The sequence below is a fragment of the Aneurinibacillus sp. XH2 genome, assembly GCF_001439585.2.
In the GTDB taxonomy this organism is placed as follows: Bacteria; Bacillota; Bacilli; order Aneurinibacillales; family Aneurinibacillaceae; genus Aneurinibacillus; species Aneurinibacillus thermoaerophilus.
Genome location: NZ_CP014140.1, coordinates 611,166 through 632,212, shown reverse-complemented (window position 1 = coordinate 632,212; position 21,047 = coordinate 611,166). Strand labels below are relative to the sequence as shown.

Annotated in this window: 25 protein-coding genes and 1 riboswitch; of the genes, 3 read left to right on the top strand and 22 right to left on the bottom strand. The window is 48.5% G+C overall.

The annotated features are described in order from the left end of the window. Positions 1-27 precede the first annotated feature (27 nt). On the top strand, positions 28-366 hold the full coding sequence (locus tag ACH33_RS03040; RefSeq protein ID WP_057897684.1) for a YfhH family protein: 339 nt from the start codon (positions 28-30) through the stop codon (positions 364-366). On the opposite strand, the gene ACH33_RS03035 is transcribed toward ACH33_RS03040, so the two are convergent. After that, on the bottom strand, positions 363-908 hold the full coding sequence (locus tag ACH33_RS03035; RefSeq protein ID WP_057897683.1) for a GNAT family N-acetyltransferase: 546 nt from the start codon (positions 906-908) through the stop codon (positions 363-365). The genes ACH33_RS03040 and ACH33_RS03035 overlap by 4 nt on opposite strands. A 126-nt stretch (positions 909-1,034) precedes the next feature. On the opposite strand from ACH33_RS03035, the gene ACH33_RS03030 reads away from it, so the two are divergent. Beyond that, positions 1,035-1,493, top strand: coding sequence for a cupredoxin domain-containing protein (locus ACH33_RS03030; protein WP_057897682.1), 459 nt, complete (start codon positions 1,035-1,037; stop codon positions 1,491-1,493). Between the two features lie 80 nt (positions 1,494-1,573). Here the strand turns inward: ACH33_RS03030 and ACH33_RS03025 are convergent, their stop codons facing one another. From ACH33_RS03025 to ACH33_RS03010, 5 genes are all read right to left on the bottom strand, one after another. Beyond that, positions 1,574-1,942, bottom strand: a complete 369-nt coding sequence (locus tag ACH33_RS03025; RefSeq protein ID WP_057897681.1) for a hypothetical protein — start codon at positions 1,940-1,942, stop codon at positions 1,574-1,576. Between the two features lie 233 nt (positions 1,943-2,175). Beyond that, a complete protein-coding gene (locus ACH33_RS03020; RefSeq protein WP_057897680.1) occupies positions 2,176-3,114 on the bottom strand; it encodes a 4-hydroxy-3-methylbut-2-enyl diphosphate reductase in 939 nt (312 codons plus the stop codon). A 59-nt stretch (positions 3,115-3,173) separates the two neighbouring features. Then, positions 3,174-3,446 (bottom strand): YciI family protein, encoded by a 273-nt coding sequence (locus ACH33_RS03015; RefSeq protein ID WP_057897679.1) that lies wholly within the window; start codon positions 3,444-3,446, stop codon positions 3,174-3,176. A 93-nt stretch (positions 3,447-3,539) separates the two neighbouring features. After that, positions 3,540-3,707: a DUF2759 domain-containing protein gene (locus ACH33_RS19040; protein WP_236781957.1), complete on the bottom strand. Its 168-nt coding sequence runs from the start codon at positions 3,705-3,707 to the stop codon at positions 3,540-3,542. Positions 3,708-3,847: 140 nt separating this feature from the next. Continuing rightward, on the bottom strand, positions 3,848-4,510 hold the full coding sequence (locus ACH33_RS03010) for a YigZ family protein (RefSeq protein WP_057897678.1): 663 nt from the start codon (positions 4,508-4,510) through the stop codon (positions 3,848-3,850). A gap of 151 nt (positions 4,511-4,661) precedes the next feature. On the opposite strand from ACH33_RS03010, the gene cls reads away from it, so the two are divergent. Then, positions 4,662-6,188, top strand: a complete 1,527-nt coding sequence (cls, locus tag ACH33_RS03005; RefSeq protein ID WP_082705864.1) for a cardiolipin synthase — start codon at positions 4,662-4,664, stop codon at positions 6,186-6,188. 44 nt (positions 6,189-6,232) lie between these two features. Here the strand turns inward: cls and ACH33_RS03000 are convergent, their stop codons facing one another. The 16 genes from ACH33_RS03000 to ACH33_RS02925 all read right to left on the bottom strand — a co-directional run bounded on the left by ACH33_RS03000 (position 6,233) and on the right by ACH33_RS02925 (position 21,038). Beyond that, positions 6,233-6,544 (bottom strand): helix-turn-helix domain-containing protein, encoded by a 312-nt coding sequence (locus ACH33_RS03000; RefSeq protein ID WP_057897677.1) that lies wholly within the window; start codon positions 6,542-6,544, stop codon positions 6,233-6,235. A 209-nt stretch (positions 6,545-6,753) separates the two neighbouring features. Next, on the bottom strand, positions 6,754-7,491 hold the full coding sequence (locus ACH33_RS02995) for a DUF4230 domain-containing protein (RefSeq protein ID WP_057897676.1): 738 nt from the start codon (positions 7,489-7,491) through the stop codon (positions 6,754-6,756). Positions 7,492-7,811: 320 nt separating this feature from the next. Beyond that, entirely contained in the window at positions 7,812-8,780 is a 969-nt protein-coding gene (gene cbiB, locus ACH33_RS02990) for an adenosylcobinamide-phosphate synthase CbiB (RefSeq protein WP_412674554.1), read from the bottom strand. Positions 8,781-8,782: 2 nt separating this feature from the next. After that, the gene (locus ACH33_RS02985; protein WP_057897674.1) at positions 8,783-9,490 is read right to left on the bottom strand and encodes an adenosylcobinamide amidohydrolase; all 708 of its coding nucleotides are present in this window, start codon (positions 9,488-9,490) and stop codon (positions 8,783-8,785) included. Next, positions 9,487-10,356, bottom strand: a complete 870-nt coding sequence (locus tag ACH33_RS02980; protein ID WP_057897673.1) for a GHMP family kinase ATP-binding protein — start codon at positions 10,354-10,356, stop codon at positions 9,487-9,489. The genes ACH33_RS02985 and ACH33_RS02980 overlap by 4 nt, the downstream gene beginning before the upstream one ends. Positions 10,357-10,401: 45 nt before the next feature. Continuing rightward, positions 10,402-10,989, bottom strand: coding sequence for a histidine phosphatase family protein (locus ACH33_RS02975; protein WP_057897672.1), 588 nt, complete (start codon positions 10,987-10,989; stop codon positions 10,402-10,404). Beyond that, positions 10,986-11,729 carry an adenosylcobinamide-GDP ribazoletransferase gene (cobS, locus tag ACH33_RS02970; protein ID WP_057897671.1) on the bottom strand — a complete coding sequence of 248 codons (744 nt, stop codon included), beginning with the start codon at positions 11,727-11,729 and terminating at the stop codon, positions 10,986-10,988. Before cobS ends, ACH33_RS02975 begins: the two co-directional genes overlap by 4 nt. After that, positions 11,726-12,274, bottom strand: coding sequence for a bifunctional adenosylcobinamide kinase/adenosylcobinamide-phosphate guanylyltransferase (gene cobU / locus ACH33_RS02965; protein WP_057897670.1), 549 nt, complete (start codon positions 12,272-12,274; stop codon positions 11,726-11,728). Before cobU ends, cobS begins: the two co-directional genes overlap by 4 nt. Then, positions 12,271-13,377: a threonine-phosphate decarboxylase CobD gene (cobD, locus tag ACH33_RS02960; RefSeq protein ID WP_057897669.1), complete on the bottom strand. Its 1,107-nt coding sequence runs from the start codon at positions 13,375-13,377 to the stop codon at positions 12,271-12,273. Before cobD ends, cobU begins: the two co-directional genes overlap by 4 nt. Beyond that, positions 13,377-13,925: a cob(I)yrinic acid a,c-diamide adenosyltransferase gene (gene cobO / locus ACH33_RS02955; protein ID WP_057897668.1), complete on the bottom strand. Its 549-nt coding sequence runs from the start codon at positions 13,923-13,925 to the stop codon at positions 13,377-13,379. The genes cobD and cobO overlap by 1 nt, the downstream gene beginning before the upstream one ends. Further along, positions 13,925-14,566, bottom strand: a complete 642-nt coding sequence (bluB, locus tag ACH33_RS02950; RefSeq protein ID WP_057897667.1) for a 5,6-dimethylbenzimidazole synthase — start codon at positions 14,564-14,566, stop codon at positions 13,925-13,927. Before bluB ends, cobO begins: the two co-directional genes overlap by 1 nt. Positions 14,567-14,587: 21 nt before the next feature. Then, positions 14,588-15,235 carry a precorrin-2 dehydrogenase/sirohydrochlorin ferrochelatase family protein gene (locus tag ACH33_RS02945; RefSeq protein ID WP_057897666.1) on the bottom strand — a complete coding sequence of 216 codons (648 nt, stop codon included), beginning with the start codon at positions 15,233-15,235 and terminating at the stop codon, positions 14,588-14,590. A gap of 22 nt (positions 15,236-15,257) precedes the next feature. Continuing rightward, the gene (locus ACH33_RS02940) at positions 15,258-16,769 is read right to left on the bottom strand and encodes a cobyric acid synthase (RefSeq protein ID WP_057897665.1); all 1,512 of its coding nucleotides are present in this window, start codon (positions 16,767-16,769) and stop codon (positions 15,258-15,260) included. 13 nt (positions 16,770-16,782) lie between these two features. Beyond that, positions 16,783-18,264 carry an MDR family MFS transporter gene (locus tag ACH33_RS02935; RefSeq protein WP_057897664.1) on the bottom strand — a complete coding sequence of 494 codons (1,482 nt, stop codon included), beginning with the start codon at positions 18,262-18,264 and terminating at the stop codon, positions 16,783-16,785. Between the two features lie 164 nt (positions 18,265-18,428). Next, on the bottom strand, positions 18,429-19,496 hold the full coding sequence (gene cobT / locus ACH33_RS02930; protein ID WP_236781956.1) for a nicotinate-nucleotide--dimethylbenzimidazole phosphoribosyltransferase: 1,068 nt from the start codon (positions 19,494-19,496) through the stop codon (positions 18,429-18,431). A gap of 147 nt (positions 19,497-19,643) precedes the next feature. Further along, positions 19,644-19,818, bottom strand: a riboswitch (cobalamin riboswitch). A gap of 26 nt (positions 19,819-19,844) precedes the next feature. Next, positions 19,845-21,038: an ornithine--oxo-acid transaminase gene (locus tag ACH33_RS02925; protein ID WP_057900223.1), complete on the bottom strand. Its 1,194-nt coding sequence runs from the start codon at positions 21,036-21,038 to the stop codon at positions 19,845-19,847. Positions 21,039-21,047 lie beyond the last annotated feature (9 nt).

The window sequence follows — 21,047 nt, the reverse complement described above, 5'->3', positions numbered from 1 at the left end:
CCATAGGTAGAAAGAGGTTATAAACGCATGAAACGTTACAGCGAAATGACAAGAGAGGAATTGCAGGCGGAAATGCAGCGCCTGCGCGCGGAAAGTATGCGAAAATACCAGGCCGGATACATTTCTGAAGCATCGGTGCTCGAATCTAAATTTTTCATGGCCCGCTCTTATCTGCTTAACCCGGATCATTTTATGAGCGGACAGGAGTATGGGGTTATCGGATACGATGAACCGTTTTTTGTACGCTACTTAAACGGTGTAATGGCATGGGGGCATTTCCGCTCATCCACCGAAGAGCGTGCGTTCCCAATCGGCCGTCTCGAAGAATTAACACCGTTCTGCGGAAGCGGAAGCTGCGGTTGTTAATCCCGTCGCCATTCGTTTTTTAACAGGCTATAAATATAGTGATCAACATAACGGTTATACAGCCACTCTCCCTGGCGGATTCTGCCTTCTCTTATAAAGCCGAGCCGCTCCGGTATGGCGCGGCTCTTCCGATTTTCCACCGCACAACGAATTTCCACCCGATTTAATCCCAATTCGTCAAATGCGTATGTAATTAATCTTTTCACAGCAGCGGTCATAATGCCCTGACCTTCCATCCCTTCCGCAAGCCAGTACCCGATGCTTGTATGATGATTCATCCAATCAATGTGGTGCAGATTGATGACACCGATAATTCTGCCCTCGTATCGAATCATATAAGTCACACCATTTTTCATTTGCTGGAGTTGCCTGCTTGCCGCAATAAAAGCCTCTGTGTCAGACACGCTTTGATTTGCGTCTACCCAGCCGAGAAACCTTCGCAAATGTTCCCGATTGGCATCTACCAGCGCGTATAATTCGGCCGCGTCCTTATGTTCAATTTCCCTCAGTGTAATACGCTCATTCACCTTTAGTTCCATCATCCATCTACCTCCCCTTTATTTTAAAGCAAGTATATCCTATTTTTCCAATGGTTTCATGAAGGAAATGTTACCATTCTCCCCATACTATTGTTAGCTGTCCATCTTCCTTTATAAGGAGAAAATATTATGCATCGATATATGTTTCATATGATTTGCACACTTCTAACGCTGACGTTCATCATTCATGCATTTCTTTCCATCCCGAACGTAAAAACACAAAGCCGATCAATAATCGAACAAATGCTGACACCTGCCAATCTTCCCGCAACAACCGGTCATAAAAAGCATCCAGACGGTAAGATAAATCCGCGTGGGACGCAAACGATCATTATTAGTAAAAATGGCTTTGTACCTAACCGGATTGTATGTAAGCAAGGCGATACTGTTTCTTTTATCATCTATAACCTAGATGATAAAACGCATAATATTGTGTTGGCAAATTATCATATCTTCTCTCCTGATTTACGCAAAGGGGAGACAGCCAAAATCGAGTTTACTGCCGTCAAAAAAGGCACGTTTGCTTTCATCTCAAACGTGCCCGGTTATCCGGAAATAGGATATAGAGGCATACTGGAAGTCAAATGAAGAAACCTCGCAGAGCTGTTGATGAACGAAAATTTAGGATGGTTCACTTCAATAATAAAGTGAAAAGCGATATCTTCTCCTCAATCATTTACTATTGCAACTCTTTCCACAGCCCAGATACCGGTCGATCCCTGGCGCACAGGCTGGTACAATTCAATCAGAAACAGACAAGGCCCGTGCTGTGCCTGTACAAGTGCATAATTCAATCCTAAACTGTAATCCATATAATATCTCTGGAAACGAAAAACATCTGTGGGAGCAAACCCTAGCTTCTCAATTCCTATCTGGCGCGCCGTTTGTACCGGGTTCAAGCGCCAAGGGTTCTCTCCGTTATCGGCTAACTGTTGAATCATAAGAAGGTCTTCTGAAATTGATACCTGCCCTTGCTTCACTCCCATACACGGATCCTGCTGCTGTTGCCGCCTTCCAAACAAACGTATCTTTCTCATTCCTACATCACCTTTTTTGACCAGTGTATGCGGAAAAAGCGGCAGAGTGTGTATCACGCTCCATTTCCAAACCGGGTCCGGATTTTCACTTTACAACTAAAACAAGCCGCTGATGCACATCGGTTCCCGCTTCAATAAAGCTCTCTTCATCCGTTCCAATTCCTTTCCGCGAATTTCATAAAAAATAGAGAAGGCAAACCTACACAGGTTTGCCTCACAGATTTGCCTCTTCATTATCGTTTGTACGCCGGCAGGATTTTCTTCATATTAACCGTCCGCTTTTTCTCCCATGTTTCCGGCTTTGTTTCATCATACTGCTCCAAAAACGCGATGACTTCCTTGGTTAGCGGCGTCGGTGTAGAAGCACCTGACGTCACTGCTACCTTCTTCTTGCCTTTGAGCCATTCAAGGTTAAGTTCGCCCAAATCAGCGATACGGTATGCGGGCACACCCGCAATCTCTTCTGCTACCTGCGCCAGCCGATTCGAATTATTGCTGCGCGGATCACCAACAACAATAAGCAAATCAGCTTCACCCGCCTGTTCAGCTACCGCTTCCTGACGTACCTGTGTCGCCAAGCAAATCTCGTTATGAACTTCACAGTGCGGATACTTTTGAATGACTTTGTTCATGATATGCTTAATATCCCACTGACTCATCGTCGTCTGATTGGTAACAATTAACTTCTCAGACGGCACGTCAAGCTTGTCGATATCTTCTTCTCTCTCGATTAGATGAACACGGCCAGGCGCAACACCCAATGCTCCTTCCGGCTCTGGGTGTCCTTTCTTACCGATATAAATAACATGGTAACCTTGTGCGACTTTTTCCCGGATTAAATCGTGCGTCTTCGTCACATCCGGGCAGGTCGCGTCCACCACGGTTAACCCTTTTTCTCGGGCGCGCTCCTTCACTTGAGGCGATACACCGTGTGCGGTGAAAATTACCGTACCTTTATCTATTCTCTCAAGCATCTCCATCCGGTTTGGACCGTCCAAAGTGATGATGCCTTGCTCTTCAAACGCCTTCACCACATGGCTGTTATGCACGATCATGCCAAGAATATAAATCGGTCTTGGAAAATCAAAGTTTTGCGCCGTTTTCTGCGCCAGTACCATGGCATCCACGACGCCGTAGCAATAGCCGCGGGGCGAGATTTTGATAACTTCCATGTTGTGTTGCCTCCCCACTCTCGATTCAGGTAGCTTCCTATAATAGCTGCCGTCTTTTATTATAACTCAAGCGGCAGCGCCAGCGCACCCCATTCCCGCAATTCCAGCGAGCGAGCACCTTCGACGACAACCGGATCATTCTTCGCAAGTTCCATCGCTTCTTCGTATGTATCCGCAATATAAATCACCATGCCGCCCTTCCCATCAGTAAACGGGCCTGCGGCCATTATTTTCCCTTCATGGTACAATTTATTGATATACGCGAGGTGGGCCGGACGGTATTGAGCATTCTTTTCCTGATCGATAATGGGCAAAAATGCGACATATTTCATTTTGATTATCCCCTTTTCCTCATAAAATTCCATGCAAAAAAGGGGCGTCCGCTCGTCCAACCCCTTTTTCAAGCTTGTCTTTAAGCTTACATCTTAAGGCACCGCAAATCCAGTCGCCACAATTAAAACGTCGGCAAAAATGCAAACTGCCAACGCGATCGCCGTAAATACCATCCCAAACTTATTTTTCTGCTTCGTTACGTTCCGAAGACCCCACGCAACAAAAAATGTAAAGATGAACATAAGAATGTTCATCAACATGCCCCTCAACTCCTCCCATATAAAGCTGAAGTTATTATTCCCCAAACACTTTTTATTTTACCAAAGTTAAACAATGACTGGCAAATAAAGTTTTCGTATTTTCACTCAATTCTTCCGGAGAAAGCGGGCAAGAAGCGCCGCTATTCGTCGTCTTCTTCAGGTTCTGTTTCCTGATCGATTTCAATATACACAAGATCGCCTGGCTTCCATTCCGCCTGGCCGTTTGTAAGGTTTGTGATCAATTGTTTGAGCGGTTCTTCTTCCCCTTCCTCTTCACCTACCGTCACTATCACTTTATCAAGATACTGAATGCCGACGATTTGAAAACCGCGCGCATTCAATTCATTTTCCACTTTGCCAAGAAACGTATAATCAAATGAAAAGTGATGCTCACGCGTTAAAATACGCTCCACGACACCAGCCGCATGCACGCCAGCGCTTGCCGATTTACCATATGCGCGGATAAGTCCTCCAGCACCGAGCTTAATGCCGCCGAAGTATCGAGTCACAACAATAGCTGTATCCTTCAGCCCTTTTTTCTTAATCACTTCCAAAATCGGTTTGCCTGCCGTGCCGCTTGGTTCCCCATCATCATCCATTTTCTGATGCTGGTCATGCTCACCCACAATATATGCCGAGCAATTATGCGTAGCATCCCAGTGTTTTTTCTTGATTTCCTGAATAAAAGCAATCGCTTCTTCCTGCGTCTCTACCCGCCGTACGTAGCTAATAAAGCGGGAACGGTTTATCTCAATCTCAGTCTGGCCGCCTTCCGGCTTTACCGTTAAATACCGCTGCAACATCCAACTACAACTTCCTTTCCGGTTTATCCATTTTCTATCCGTAGGACGGTATATTTTTGGTAAAGAAGAATCGGGTCAAACATAGACCCATTTTGATTTTAGAGGATATAATAAGATAAATACATAATATCACAGATAAGGTTGGTGTACGATGACGTGGATTTTGTTTAGCGCCGTAATACCGGCACCTCTTCTGCTTGTCGCTGCCCCAGAAGAAGCGGGAGTTTCTTTCTGGCGGACGATTGAGCCTTATCTTACCTTTTTATTTTCATTGTCCGTATTCTTAATTGCATGCGTAATCGTGCTGGAAAACCGCAATCCTTCCCGCACCGTGGCTTGGCTTATTGTTTTGAACTTTCTTCCAGTTGTCGGTTTTATTTTTTATATTTTACTGGGCAGGAACGTACGCAAGCGCAAATTATTCCGTAATAAGTTCATTAGCAACGCGGAAGTCCTCAAAAAACTGGAAACCGTCCCAGCAGGTATGCTGGATGAAAACGATTTCTGGGACTATCCGCACCTTGCTTCCAAACGTCGGCTCCTTAATTTAATGATGAATGTCGCCGAATCACCATTTACATTAAATAACCGAAGCAAGATTCTTACCAATGGCGATGAGACGTTCCGCCAGATGATTCAGGATATGTCTGAGGCGAAAGACCATATTCATTTCCAATTTTATATTATCCGGCATGATACAACAGGTCAGCAATTCAAACAAGTACTTATAGACAAGGCACGTGAAGGGGTCAAGGTAAGAGTCATTTATGACGGGGTCGGCAGCGTGCACTTGGATAAAAAATATATCGCCGAACTCAGGGAAGCAGGCGTGGAAGTCGTCACGTTCTTCCCGGTTATCCTGCCCTTTCTCAGCAACAAGCTCAACTACCGTAACCACCGTAAAATTATCGTGATCGACGGAAAAATTGGATTTGTAGGCGGCCTGAACATCGGGGACGAATATCTCGGTAAAGATACCCGTTTTGGCTTCTGGCGCGATTCTCACGTACGCCTTGAAGGAGAATCGGTGTATCTGCTACAAAACATCTTCCTGAAAGATTGGTTCTTTGTCACGAATGAAAATATTAACGACGACCGCTATTTTCCACCGCTTACGGAATCACCGGGCGAAGAGTTGATCCAGATCGCCGCGAGTGGCCCCGATTCAGACTGGGAGTCAATCTGGCAGATGTATTTTTCCATTATCGCAACAGCACAAGAAAAAATCTACATTACATCGCCCTATTTTATCCCGGACGATTCTATTAGTATGGCGCTTAAAACAGCAGCGTTAAGCGGTCTTGATGTTCGCATTCTCCTGCCGAGTCGACCGGATCATCATACGGTATTTTGGGCTTCACGCTCGTATTTCCAGGAACTTTTGGAAGCGGGAGTGCGTTTCTACTTGTACCAGCCCGGGTTTGTACATGCCAAAATCCTGCTCGTCGATGGCGTAGTCGCTTCCATCGGAACGGCAAATATGGATATTCGCAGTTTTCAGCATAATTTTGAAGTTAATGCTATCATTTATAATAGCAATTCCGTCTATAAGCTGGAGGAAGACTTCCTTAGAGATCTGGTGGACAGCAAAGAGCTTACGCTCGCAGAATACAACCAACGCCCCTGGCACCACCGTGTGCTTGAATCGGTGGCGCGGCTTCTGTCGCCACTTTTATAAACACGGAAAAGAGCGGGTGATTTGCCCGCTCTTTTTTGCGCTTTTTATCGTGCAAGCGAATAGTCGCCCATCTTATCCTGCTGTATATTTTCTATTGGCAAAATTTCGTACCGATTCTTATTCTGGTATTTATGAATTTTAATAAGCTTCTTTTCTTCTAAACTCTTAATTTTTCTTTCTACCGTGTTCTTGTTCATATTGCACATCGCGGCAATTTTACGGATGGACGGCATCCATTTGCCTTCACTTCGCTGTACGATTTGCAACAGGAACACATAAATCATAAACTCAAACGGATCAAGGCCCAACGAGAATAAATCATTTGGCGAATGAAACATCTCATTTATTATATCCATCGTTCCACCTCTCTTTACCCGCATTTGCTATCTTTATTATTTCTGATTTGTATTCGTGATTTCAAGTTTTTTAATATTTCTATATACATTTTCTTGCTTCTTCACTCTTCCCTCAAACCACGAAAGATAGCAATATATCAGGCTATATTTATATATAAAGTGCCAGAGAGACGTATTCTTCAACAATCTATGATTTATGAAACATACCTTTATTTAAACGCTACATTCACCTGATAGCCCACCGGCTTGTAAATCTGCTGCAACACGCGCACCGCTCTGTCTTCTGCCGTTCGCAGCACGCCGCTACCTACCGCCTCCTGACGAAGTTTATCCTGTGCCCGAATCAAGAATTCCCGCTGCTCTTCGGGCGTCATCTTTTCCCGGAAAATCCCTTCATCCGTAAATACTTTCACCTTATTGATGTCAATATTTGGAGCCTGTAGAAAATCCGCCCGCGGCAAAGTGATCGTAATCTGTTTGTTCGTCTCGTCAATTCTGATGTCGGACGGTGTAACCTTTTTCAAATCGATGCCAACCAATATCTTAGCCGGGACGTCAATGTGGAAAAAGCGCTTTGTACCCGGAAGTTCTATGTTATAAAACCGATAAGCGTCCTCTCCTTCCAGGGTCGTCATCATCACCACTTCCGCCGTAGTTAAATATGATAGCTCCTGAATTTCCTGCACTACCGTTTGGCTAGTAACCCGCGAAGCGCCAAACATCCCGCTTCCCGCCCAAATGCCGCTTCCGATAATTATACAACCGAGAACAAAAAAAGCTACGATCTTCTTCCACTTATTCAGCCACTGCAACAAAGGGAACTTCAGACGGAAGCGCCCCTTTTGCTCAGGCTCTTTCTCCGCATATGGCAACCGATAGACAGTTGCCCCCCCACGCTCATTGACTGAATCGCGCGTCCGCTGTAAAATTTCGTCCTTGTTGTTCACCGCTTCTTCCTCCCAATATAGATACAACTTATGATAGAGTCTACACCAAACTCAATGCTTAACTTGAAAAGTAAAACAAGAGTATCCGCATCTTGATTCCCCCATGCGCACAATATAATCAATCTTGTCAAGGATATGTTTTAGTGTTGGGCTGAATGCCAAAAGCGATGTATATAAAACCTCTTCTATAAATAATTGGACGTCAAAACAACGAAAAAGTCGCTGAATAAAACAGGCGACTTTTTGTGTATGATCATAGTACGAATAAATTGTCATATGGTTTCTATAATACTATACATCGTCGAAAAAAGAAGGGGCTGCTATATACTATACAACAACGCGACGAACAGTATGCTACCCAGACAAGCAAGCAAAAAGAAAAACGCTGTCCAATGCATGATGGCGACCGTTTCTTTTATATCTTCCGGAGCAATCGGACGTTCAGGATCACCCATTTTCGCCCGATGCGAAGGAACACCCTGGTAATAGTTTGTTCCTCCGAGCTGAATGCCGAGCGCACCGGCAACACCCGCTTCCGTAAAACCGCTATTCAAACTCGGGTGGAGCCTCGCATCACGCAAAATGACGACCGCGCACTTCCGCCAGTTCAGGCGCAGCACCCAACTAACCAATATAAGCGTAAGAGCTGCGAGCCGGGCCGGGATATAATTGGCGATATCGTCGAAACGAGCCGACGCCCACCCGAGATTGTAGTATTTTTCGTTTTTATATCCAACCATCGAATCAAGTGTATTGGCCGCACGGTACGCCATGGCGAGCGGTGCTCCTCCAATAGCAGCGTAAAATAACGGGGACAAAATGGCGTCCACAATATTTTCAGCCACTGTTTCCACCGCTCCTCGCGAAATCTCCCGCTCGTTTAAGGAATGTGTGTCCCGTCCTACCACCATTGCAAGCGCCTTTCGCGCTTCCTTGATTTTATCTTCTTTCAGCAAGCGATAAATTCCCATTCCTGCTTCCGCCAGCCCTTTGGTGGCGATCGTCGTCGAAATCAACCATGCCTCCACCGCCCACGCCAGCCATGGATGAACCAAGCGTAGCAATTCAAGCAGCATCCAGATGAGCAAAAAGCTACCGCCGACAAGCACAACCGGAAACAAAACACCCGCCTGCTTCAACTGTTCTTCCCGTGGAAACAGACGACGGATATAATTTTCCAGCCAAACAATTACGCGGCCCATATATACGACCGGATGAGTCAACCAACGCGGATCGCCAACAATGCGGTCGATAATATAGGCGGCAAGCAGAACTAACGCACGCGCCAGCATCAAGGTTCCTCCTGTGTTGCAATCGCTTCGTATACAGCCTGATACACAAGCCGACCCACGGTATTACCTATCGTTGTCGCCGTACCGGCAAACTGATGCGGCGCCCCGTACCGTATATTCTGACTTACAGCAAACACGACCGAATCGGTCGTTGTTCCGGTCGCAATATTCCCTTGCTCATCGATTATACCCAAATCCTGCAAAGCGGCTGCTTTGGCTTCCGTAGCCGTAATAATGCTGTTTACCATGGCGGCAGACGTCAAATGCGCGTCCAACAGTAAAAAAATATTAATCGTGCCGCACTGATAGGCGGAAAACGTGCGGCGTGCTTTCCCCGCACGCGCACCGTTACTTGTTCCTGCCGTAGCACAGCAAATCATCCGGAAACGGTCTCCTTCTTCTTCCGTCACCGCGGCATGGGTCAACTTGGCTGCGGTCTGCAAGCCGATTGTCGATTCCGGGGGATACCCCCACGCCACCAATTGGTTCTGCGTCATCTGCGCCGGATCTTCACAGCGATATGTAAGCGGTACTTTCCAGTTTACAAAATGGGTGGCCTTTGACAGCCCTCCCCCCCAGAGCGCACTGCTCAGCACAGTGAGCGGTTCAAAAGATCGCAAAAGAATATGATCTTCCTTATATTCAAGCGAAATATCAGTCCATATGGAAGATACGTACGATACGGAAGAACGAAACGGCTGGCTCATACCACAATCCCCTTCTGGCTTCTTGCGACGGAAAACGTATAAACGGTACGGGGCCAGCCTTTCATTTTCTTCTGCAACATATCTACCTTTCTTTCGCACGAGGAAGAACTCGCATCCAGCAGAATTCCAGCAAGTGTTCCGCTGTGTGCCACCACTACGCCAAGGCCGCCCGCTTCACGGCAAAGCGCTTTCAATTCTTCAAAGTCCGGATGCGCGAGACGTTTTTGGTGCATTTCTGCGCTGCGCGTCGCCACATATCCGATAAGCTCGCTATCCCCCTCACGAAAAGCTTCCTGAAGTTTCTGCAAAAGCCTATCATATTCTTTTTCTTCCTGGCACGTATATACAGCCAAGCGCTTGTTAAACGATACAGTATCCACCTTCCCACCGCGGTCCACGCCAATAATCCGCAGCGGAGGAAGATATCCCAAGCTCGTAATCACCCGGCCATGATGATGTTGATAGGCAACCACTTCGTCGTACATAATCCCATCAGTCGGTTCAATTTGCACAAGTAATGAAGAAATATGCTGAGGCAAAAGACACAGCTTATATGCTTTGGATACCGCCCGACAAGCCGCTACCATATCAGCCGTACTTGTGGCGAATCCTTTGCTCTCAGGCAGCGTTTTCTCCAATAACAATGTTCCATGAAGCGAAATCTTGCATTCATTCATCAAGCGCCGCAAAACGCGATATACTTTGACTTTTTGCGGCGAAGTCATCAACTCACCTGAAGTAGCCGGATAAAATGTTGCGTTTACATAGCTTTCAATCGGCAAGGAAACGAGAAAAGGGACGCCTTCTCTCTGTCCCTGCAGCAACTCGCCAAATGTGTGACATGCTGTGCCTGTAATAGCTTTCATGATTTTCTCCTCTTTTCCCATCCGTCTATCTTTTCTGTTTTCTTTCTATAATGATCGTGCAATCCAGGTTTGTCCACACTTCTCAGCGATAAAAAATTCGCCGGGGCCGAGATTTTTCACAGACCAGAAACAAGCCGGGGTTTCCATGATCCAAGTGGCAAGAAACCAGCGAATCGGACCACCATGGCTTACCAGCACCGCGATTTCCCTCGGATGCATCCGCTCTTGTAAGGCTAACAGCCAGCGATCTACCCGTTTTCCGAGCTCCTGTAAACTTTCACCTTCAGGAGGTGTAATAGTATACGGATCATTATACCATTCTTTAGCCAATTGTTTATCCCTTTGCATAATCTCTTCGTACGTCTTCCGATCCCACTTTCCAAAATCTAATTCGCGCAATTCTTTAGCAACAAATGGATAGAGACCGTGAACGCGCGCGATAACCTCGGCCGTTTCCCGGCACCGTAGCAAATCGCTCGTATAAATAAAATCAATTCGTTCCCCGCTGAGCCTCTCGGCCACAACTTCCGCCTGCCTTCGTCCGCGCGCGGTCAGCGGAGCATCGTAATGGCCAAGATAACGACGCTCCCGATTTTCCTGCGTTTCGCCATGCCGTACCCAAATCCATCTCATGCGCAAAACCTCCCGGCGATGACAATGCATACGAGAGTCACCGCTTCCGCCCATTCCACCTGGGCTCCGTAGCAATCGCCCGTAAGACCTCCAAGCCTTCGCGCCACCATGCGCAAAAACAGCCAGTCACATACTGCCACAACAAAAGACACGAGCAATCCGGCTATGCCATACAACGCGAAAGCAAAACCGACAGCCAGTAGAAAACCAGAGGCGACCCGCCATTCGGTAAGCCCACCGCGCAGGCCTGTACCCAATCCTTTTTCAGTTATGTACGGCCAGAACCAAATGGCGGCCGTAAGCCCAGTACGCGCCAACAACGGCGGAAGAATCAACCAGACAAGTAACCCCGAAGCGATAATCTCATAAAGCGCCGCCACCTTCACCATAAATAAAAGAATCGCGGCTGTCACTCCCATCGCACCGACGCGGCTGTCTTTCATAATAGCAAAAACCCTTTCTCTGTCACGGTAACTACCTAACCCGTCCGCCAGATCCATCCATCCGTCCAAATGCAAAGCGCCTGTGCTATAGACCCAGCCGACCAATACGATGACAGCGGCCACTGGGACGGGCAATAGCCAGAAAGCAACAAACGCCGCTCCGCACAACAATATTCCCAAAAGCAAGCCAACCGCCGGATAAAACGCGACGCTACGCTGCCAATCTTTCATATCATCCGTCAGTCTCGGAACCGGAATGCGCGTCAAAAAAGCGACTGCATGAAAAAAAGCGTTCATATCCGCTCCCCCTTAATCTTGCACGGAATACCGGATATAACAGCGTATACCTCGTCCGCTTCCGCAGCAATCCGCTGATTGGCCCAACCCAGCATATCTTGAAACCACCGGCCTAACCGCGACATTGCCACACCTCCCAGACCGGCTTCACTCGAGACAACGATCATCGTTCCCTGGTATTGACGCACACCAGAAAGCCAGCGCTCAATCTTCCCTTTGATTTCTTCTGTCGCAGCCCCATCACGCCAGCGCCCCTCCGGAAACGTAAGCAGCAAATTGCTGAGCCATGTGGATACACAATCGAAAAGCACGACCTCATAACCGCTATACTCAGAAACAAAAGCATCGGCGTCATACGGATGTTCGGCCACTTCCCATGAAGCAGGTCGACGTTCACGGTGCAAGGCAATCCGCTGTTCCATTTCTTTGTCGGTGGCAACGCCTGTCGCAACGTATAGTACGGACACATCCTTCTCTTTAGCCAGCTGCTCCGCGAACGCACTTTTGCCAGAGCGAACGCCTCCGGTAACAAACACGATGCTCAAAATCCTCTCCCCCTTTTATCCAGAACTTCTGTAAGTGCCGCAAGCAACCGAGCATTGTCTTTGCGATCACGCACGGCAACTCGGAAATCATGCGGCGTCAGTCCCGGATACATCGCACAGCTGCGAATGAGGATGCCGCGCTGGCCCAACTTTTGCTGCAATACCTGCGCCGTCATCGTTTCAGGCAAACGAACCAACAGAAAATTTGCTTGCCCTGGCCACACATAAAAACCAAACCGCTTCGCAAGATTTTCGCTTAGATACTGGCGCTCTCTAGCAATAAGCGCGCGCGTTTCACTTTCATATGCGCCTGTCCGACAGCACGCTTCACCCGCAGCTAGCGCCAAACGGTTCACGCTCCAAGGAACTTGCTTCTCCCGCATCCGCTGAATAACCGCAGGATGGGCAACTGCAAATCCCAGGCGCAAACCAGGAATCGCGTAAAACTTGGTCAGCGACCGCAGCAAGATGACATGCGGATACGCCTGTAGTTCCGGGAGAAGCGTGGGTTGGGCCCCTTCAGGCAAGAAGTCAATAAACGCTTCATCGAGCGCCAGATAGGTTCCACTTTCTTCTGCCCAGATCGCTAACTGATGCAGCTCTTCTTTTCCATACATCAGTCCTGTCGGATTGTTTGGATGCCCGATAAATAGCACATCCACCGCCTTCAGCAACGAACGTAAATCCTCCAGTGAAGGCAAAAAACCCTGTTCCTCCCTGCCAGTGCAACCGATAACCGAAGCGCCAAACCGGCGGGCCAACTGCTCATACTCAACAAACGAAGGATAAATCACACCGACTGTCTTCGGTGCAAGCGAAAGCAGCAGAAGCGCCATGCATTCGGCTGCCCCATTGCCTGCGAGCAACATTTCTTCCGTCACTTGATACTTTTCCGCAAGCGCTCGCATGAACAAGCGATGCGCCGGATCAGGATAATGAACAATATTTTGCATCTCACGCTCCACTGCTTCCAATACGACGGGCGGGGGGCCAAGCGGGTTAATATTGGCACTAAAGTCCAGCAACTTCTCCGGAGTTACTCCAAACAAAGCGGAGGCTGTCAGCAAATCGCCGCCGTGCCCAAACTGTTCAAGGTACGCCATCAAAACTCAATCCCCTGTACGGCCGGAATCCCTTCATCATAGTAATGCTTGATCGGCTTCATTTCAGTGACTAAATCGGCTTTGTCTAGCACTTCTGGTTTCGCGTTCCGGCCGGTAATCACCATGTGCATGCCGTACGGCCGCTTCTCCATAAGTTCCAGAACTTCTGCAAGCGGCAATACATCATCAATAGGAAACGTATGAATAGCGAGCGCGTTATTTAACTCGTCCAAGATCACGACATCATATTTGCCGTTCATCACTTTTTCTTTCGTGAACGCCCAGGCTGATTTTAACGCTTCCCGGTGTTCTTCAGGTGTCTTTAGCCACGTAAAGCCAACGCCTTTCTGATACATCTCAATACCGAGCTTGTCAAATATAATTTTCTCGCCATATGTTCGCTCCGGCGATTTGATAAACTGAATCACCAGTACCCGTTTGCCGCGTCCCGCCGCCCGAACCGCCAAGCCGAGCGCCGCTGTTGTCTTCCCTTTCCCATCTCCCGTATAAACAAGCACAAGTCCGCGTTTTTTATCCGGTTGAGCCATTACGTATTCCCCCATTGATTGTGATAGATTAACGTATCAAGATCTAGTCTTTTCTCCCATTTCTCTGTTTCCAAAATGGGAGCTTCCGGATACTGTTCTGTATAGCCCAGCGATAGAAGTGCCACCGGTTCTATGTGCGGTGGAATGCCAAGAATATCACGAACATCATTTTTTTTGTAGAAGCTTACCCAGCCCATTGCGATCCCTTCGGCGCATGAAGCAAGCCACATGTTCTGAATGGCACACGCCGTGGACATGATGTCCGTCTCCGGAATGGAATTGCGACCAAGTACATGGGAGCCACCTCGCGTCGGATCACACGTAACACAGATGGTAAGCGGCGCTTCCTGTAACCCCTCCACTTTCAGCTTAAGAAATTTCTCAGCCCGCTCCCCTTCATAATGAATAGCAAGGGCTTTCCGTTCTTTTTCCACCGCCCAAGCCAGACGCGCTTTCACTGTGGGAGACGTAATCAGGATATAATTCCACGGCTGCATAAAGCCAACGGACGGCCCGTGGTGCGCCGCCTCCAAAATTCGTCGCACCGCGTCTTCCGGTAAAGGATCCGGTAGAAACGAGCGAACGTCACGGCGTGTTTCGATCACTTTATATACGGCCTTTTTCTCCTGCTCTGTAAACATACTCTCTCCCCTTCCCTTTCTTCAAACCTTCCGACTTTCTATTGCCATAATTTCTTTAAATCTACGCCAGAGAGCAGCCGCATCTCCTTCCCTTGCATCGCGCAGGAATTGTTCATCCAAAAGCCGTTTGAACAATCGCTGACGCACGGACGGTTGCTCTACTTGTTGCAAAATAACCGCACGGCTCTCAGCAAGAAAATCGGTATACAGTTCATACGCTTCATCGTATGTTTCCGTCAACTCCCCAATGATTTTGGACGCGAGCCCTGGACTTGCCCCTTCTGTAGCTGCGGCCAGAAGTAAACGTCCACGCCTTAGCTGCGCCGGTACAGTAAACATGCTCAAATCAGGTCTGTCTGCGATCGTAATCAGCTGTCCCGGCCCCAGCGCCCTATATACAGCCAGATTAATCTCCGGCTGGTTTGTCGCGGCGAATACAAGGAATGCACCCGCAATATCAGAAGGCTCAAATGTTTTCGCACACCAGACAATGCGCCCGGATTCCGCCAGCTCTTTTAGGGTCCAAGTTACTGTAGGACTTACCACCGTTACGGCAGCGGCCGCCTCAAGCAGAGCCAGCACTTTGCGCTCCGCTACGTTGCCGCCGCCCACAATAACGCACGGTTTGTCCTTTAGTTTCAATAATACAGGATATGAACGGTCGGCCATCCGCCACACCTCCTTGTTCCACTTATTTGACCGGAAGCGAAAGATTCATGATTTCGTACAATTTTTTCATATCCAGATGTTGACGCACAAGCGCAGCCAGCGCCGCATAGCTCCCCTCCCTTCGCTCCGATTCGGTTTGCACTTCGGTGTCGACCAGCTTCATGCCTTTGCGCATCCGAATGTCGTTAAGCCATGCCCTTGTAAACGCGCGGTTGTGAAACACACCGTGTAAATATGTCCCCCACACCCTTTCGTCATCGCTAATCGCACCATCCATATGCCCGTCCGCAATTTGCAACAAAGGCCGTCCTCCCGCTTCCCTTTCTGTCCGACCGAGATGGATTTCATATCCTTCTACCGTCTGACCGGAGGCGAAAGATGCGCCTGCAACGTTTCCATGAACACGTACCGTTCGTTTTCCCGCGCGGAATGTCGTATGAATCGGCAAAAGCCCAAGCCCTTCGCTTTCCAGATGGTTCGACTCCACTCCGTCCGGATCAAGCAGCTTTTTGCCAAGCATTTGATACCCGCCGCAAATTCCGACTACATGGGTTCCGCTTTGTGCTGCTTCGCAGATTAAATCAGCAAGTCCTGTTTGCTTAAGCCAGAGCAAGTCATCCGTCGTATTTTTTGTTCCTGGCAAAATCACAATGTCCGGGTGATTCCATTCCGCCGCTGAACCAATCAAACGCACTCTCACTCCCGGTTCATCATATAGCGGATCAAGATCTGTGAAATTAGAAATGCGCGGCAAACGGATAAATGCCACATCAAGCGATTCGCCGGTTTCATCCCGCTTTTTCAGCTTTAAATTCGACAGCGCAAGCGAATCTTCCGCTTCAATACCTGTATCGGCGTACGGAATCACGCCAAGCACCGGAATACCCGTATATTCCTCCAGCCAATCCAATCCAGGTTTCAATAGAGAGAATTTTCCGCGAAATTTATTGATGATAAACCCTTTTACCCGCGCCCGTTCCGATTCATCCAGTAGCGCAAGCGTGCCGACCAGCGAAGCGAACACACCGCCCCGATCGATATCCGCCACCAACAAAACCGGCGCATCGGCCAGTTCCGCTACTTTCATATTGGCAATATCTCGATCTTTCAAATTAATTTCCGCCGGGCTGCCTGCACCTTCGATAACAAGCACCTCATATTCCGCTGCAAGCCGGTCAAGCGATTCGCGCAGAATAGGCAGCGCCCTGGGCACATAATCTTCCCGATACGCAGCTGCGCCCATGTCCGCGTAGTGCTCGCCCCGTACGATCACTTCGGCAATCATGTCTTTCTTGGGCTTCAGAAGAATCGGATTCATGTCAGCCGTCGCTTCGATCCGGCACGCTTCCGCCTGCACGCCCTGCGCCCGTCCAATCTCTTTGCCATCGCGCGTAATGTAAGAATTTAAAGCCATATTTTGTGATTTAAAAGGCGCCACTTTCCAGCCGTCCTCATAAAAGATGCGGCAAAGCGCGGTGCATAACACGCTTTTGCCAACATCAGATGAAGTTCCCTGCAGCATGATCGCTTTCATCTACGATTCCTCCTTATGATTGCGTACGAACAGAGTCAGGTTCAGGATTTTTGCGCGGCAACCAGAACCCGACAAGCAAGGAAGCCACCGCTAATACACACAACACAACAAACACATGGTGCAGCCCATACGCCAACCCTTCCCGCATGATGTCAAGCATCTGCGCCGGAATCATCTGCACTGCTTCCGGATTAAACAATTGGTTCATATCCGTCCCGGCCGCTAACCCGTGCCCTTTCGTATAGCGATCCAGCGCCGCATTAAACAATGTGCCGAACACCGCGATGCCAAACGTTTGTCCGAGCGTGCGGACGAACGAATTGGAGGCAGTGGCCGCACCACGTAAACTCCAATTCACTGAAGATTGAACAACAACGGTAAACACGGTAACCGAAAGGCCAAATCCAAGTCCTGCAAAAAACATAATCGCGATAAGCGCAAACTGTGACGTATCCATCCCGACGGACGCAAGCCAGAGCGAAGCAAAGATAAGGATGGCAAGTCCCAGCAATGACGTATTGCGTGTACCGATACGAAGCATCAAACGTCCGCTCAAGATCGCACCCAGCGGCCAACCGATGGACATCGGAGTTAATGCCAATCCTGAACTGGTTGCTCCTTCTCCATATACACCTTGAATCCACATCGGTAAATAGGCGTTTATCGCAATCAACACGGCGCTAATAATGAAAGAGACCAGATTGGAAACGGAAATACTGCGGATGGTCAACAGTTGCAGCGGCAGCATCGGTTCCGGCGACCTGATCTCAATCCACACGAATACAGCCAGGAACAAGGCCGCGGTCATAAATAGAACAAAAATAACCGAAGACGTCCAGGCATACTGCTGCCCGCCGGTCAAGAATGCGTACAACAACGCTGACATCCCGATGGTAAACGTAACTGCGCCCGCATAGTCGATATGTTGTTTCTTTTTCTCGAACGATTCATGCAAATATAGCCACAACATAATAACAGCCACAATGCCAAACGGCACATTAATAAAGAAAATCCAGTGCCACGATAAAACATCAACGAAAAATCCGCCCACCAGCGGCCCAACAATGCCGGAAATTCCCCAAATTGAGCTAAACCATCCCTGAATTTTGGCTCGCTCTTCAAATGAATAAATATCACCGATAATCGTGAACGTCACCGGCAGTACCGCCCCGGCTCCAATCCCCTGAATAGCGCGGAATAAAATCAGTTGCTCCATCGACTGCGCCAATCCACATAGCATCGAACCAAGTAAAAAGAAGGCGGTACCAATCGTAAAAATAACTTTGCGCCCGAATAAATCTGCCAGCTTGCCGTAAATCGGAGTTGTAACGGACGTTGTCAGCAAATATACCGCAAACACCCAACTCGTAAGCGTAATCCCCCCTAAATCACTTACGATTCTAGGTATCGCAGTACTGACGATCGTCACTTCAATAGCGGCCAGAAATGTTGCAACCAACATTGCGATTGTTACATTTCTTCTGTTTGTTTTCATATGTTCTCTCCTTCACCTTTGCTTTTACCCCCGCTATTGAAGGCGAGGGATTCTGCCTAGGTAGTATAAAGCTTCCAGCATAAAAGTCAATCGTCCGACTTACTGATACGTTCATTCTCCTGGATAAAACCCCCGCTGTGGAGGACAGCGGGGGTTGTTGATTCTTATAAGCCTAAATCAGCAAACGTTGCCATTTCATTCAACATAGCAAGCGATGCTTCCAGCAATGGGAACAAAAGCACTGCACCTGAGCCTTCGCCTAAACGCATGCGCAAATATAACGCTGGAGTCAGTTCCAAATATTCAAGCGCCGCCCGATGGGCTGGTTCTTCTGATAGATGCGATGCGAATAGATACGGGAGCACAGCCGGGCATATTTCATACGCAATCAGTGCGGCTGCGCCCGCGATCACCCCATCGACAAGAACAGCCATTCGATTGGCTGCAGCCCCTAAAGTCAATCCCACCAATCCGGCAATTTCCAGCCCGCCGACCCGCGCCAGCACATCAATCGGCTCCAGTTTGGCACGCCAATTCTTTTCAATTCCATTTATATGAAGTGCCCGCTCAATAATAGCCTCCTTGACCTTCCGCTTCTCTTCATCAATGCCTGTCCCTTTGCCTGTCAGCTCAGTTACAGAACGGCCGGTTACGGCAGCTGTCAAAGCAGTGCTCGGGGTTGTATTTCCGATTCCCATATCGCCTAAGGCCACCGCCTGATACCCCTCTCTGGCCAGTTCCACAGCGATCCGGATGCCGACTTCAATGGCGGCTACGGCTTCCTCCCGGCTCATTGCTGCCCCCTGCGCCATGTTGTTCGTGCCTGCCCTTACTTTTTCTGCTCTCACGCCCGGAGATGTTTTCGCCTTGCTTCCAACATCGACGACGATCACCTCCGCTCCCATCCGGCGCGAGAACACATTAATCGCAGCACCTCCCCGCGCAAAGTTATCCATCATCAATCCGGTTACCTCCGGCGGAAACGCGCTCACTCCTTCTTCGACCACACCATGATCGCCGCACATGACTACCACCGCTTTTTTACGCAACGTCGGCGCTTCTGTCCGTTGAATGCCAGCCAAGCGGATCACCATTTCCTCCAAGACTCCCAAACTTCCTGGCGGTTTGGTTAAGTTATCCACTTTTTTTTGCACCGCTCCCATCATCTGTTCATCCGGCTGGACGATACGACTCAATATGTCCGCGAGCGTAATCTTGGTTGTTTGTTTCACCTTCTCATCCCCATCCTTTTCTCTACCGTTTCAAGAAAATGGTAAGGACGCAGGAAAACAAAGCGCTGGTCACCATGATGAATAAAAAAGCCCAGGTCAAAGAAGACCTGGACTTGCCACATCCGGTTCAATGCTACCTGTTCCTCGAGTAGTCCGCTGCAATAGGCAGGTCTCCTGGCTCCCGGATCAATACCATGTGCCAACAGCCTTCCCAGACGAATCGCCCAGTGACTGTCAGCGGCTCCCCGGCTACAGTGGCGGGCCCGCGTGTTTTCTTCCCTATTCTCCCCGAAAATGGGGCACCTATTGCGTCCTATACACATTTACAAACAGCATACACCGGTTTGTTTATTTTTTCAATACTTGATAGATTCTCGCGATTGCCCAATCCAAATCCTCTTTAGAAATAATGAGCGGAGGCGCAAAGCGAATCGTTGTTTCATGCGTTTCTTTACACAGCAGACCAAGATCTTTCAACGCTTCGCAATATGGACGGGCTTTCTCTGTCAGCTCTACGCCAATAAACAGACCACGGCCGCGTACTTCTTTGATGATTGGATTTTCAATTTGCAATAATTTCTCTTTAAAGTATTCGCCCATTTCCAGCGAACGCTGCACAAGGTTTTCTTCTTCCAATACTTCAAGCGCTGCGATGGCCACGGCGCAGCCCAGCGGATTTCCGCCAAACGTGGAGCCGTGAGAACCCGGTTCGAAGACGCCGAGAATTTCTTTATCCGCAGCCACAGCAGAAATCGGGAACACACCGCCGCCAAGCGCTTTCCCCATAATATACATGTCCGGCTTTACATCTTCCCATTCGCAAGCGAACAGTTTACCTGTACGACCAAATCCGGTTTGAATTTCGTCTGCTACAAAAAGTACGTTATTTTGCTTACAAATTTCACGTGCTTGCTTTAGGAAACCTTCTGGCGGCATCACGATACCCGCTTCGCCTTGAATCGGCTCCGTAAGGAATGCGGCCGTATTAGGCGTAATCGCTTGTTTTAATGCCTCGATGTCACCGTACGGAATGATTTTGAAGCCTGGCGTAAACGGCCCGAATCCACGCTTATAGCTTTCATCGGAAGAGAAAGACGTAATGGTCGTCGTACGACCATGGAAGTTGCCTTCACATACAATAATTTCCGCCTTGTTTTCCGGGATTTTCTTTACATCGTATGCCCAGCGGCGCACTGCTTTAATTGCTGTTTCTACCGCTTCCGCGCCTGTATTCATCGGCAGAATCATGTCTTTTCCGGTCAGCTTGGAAAGCTTTTCGTAGAACTCGCCCAGTTTGTCATTATGAAATGCACGGGAAGTAAGCGTAACTTTATCCGCCTGTTCCTTGAGCGCCTGAATAATTTTCGGATGACGATGGCCTTGGTTGAGCGCCGAATAAGCGCTCAACATATCCATATATTTGTTGCCTTCCGGATCTTCTACCCATACGCCTTCCGCTTTAGAAATAACGATCGGTAGCGGATGATAGTTATTAGCACCGTATTTCTCGGTTTTTTCGATAATGCTTTGTGTTTTGCTCATAGAAGTCGC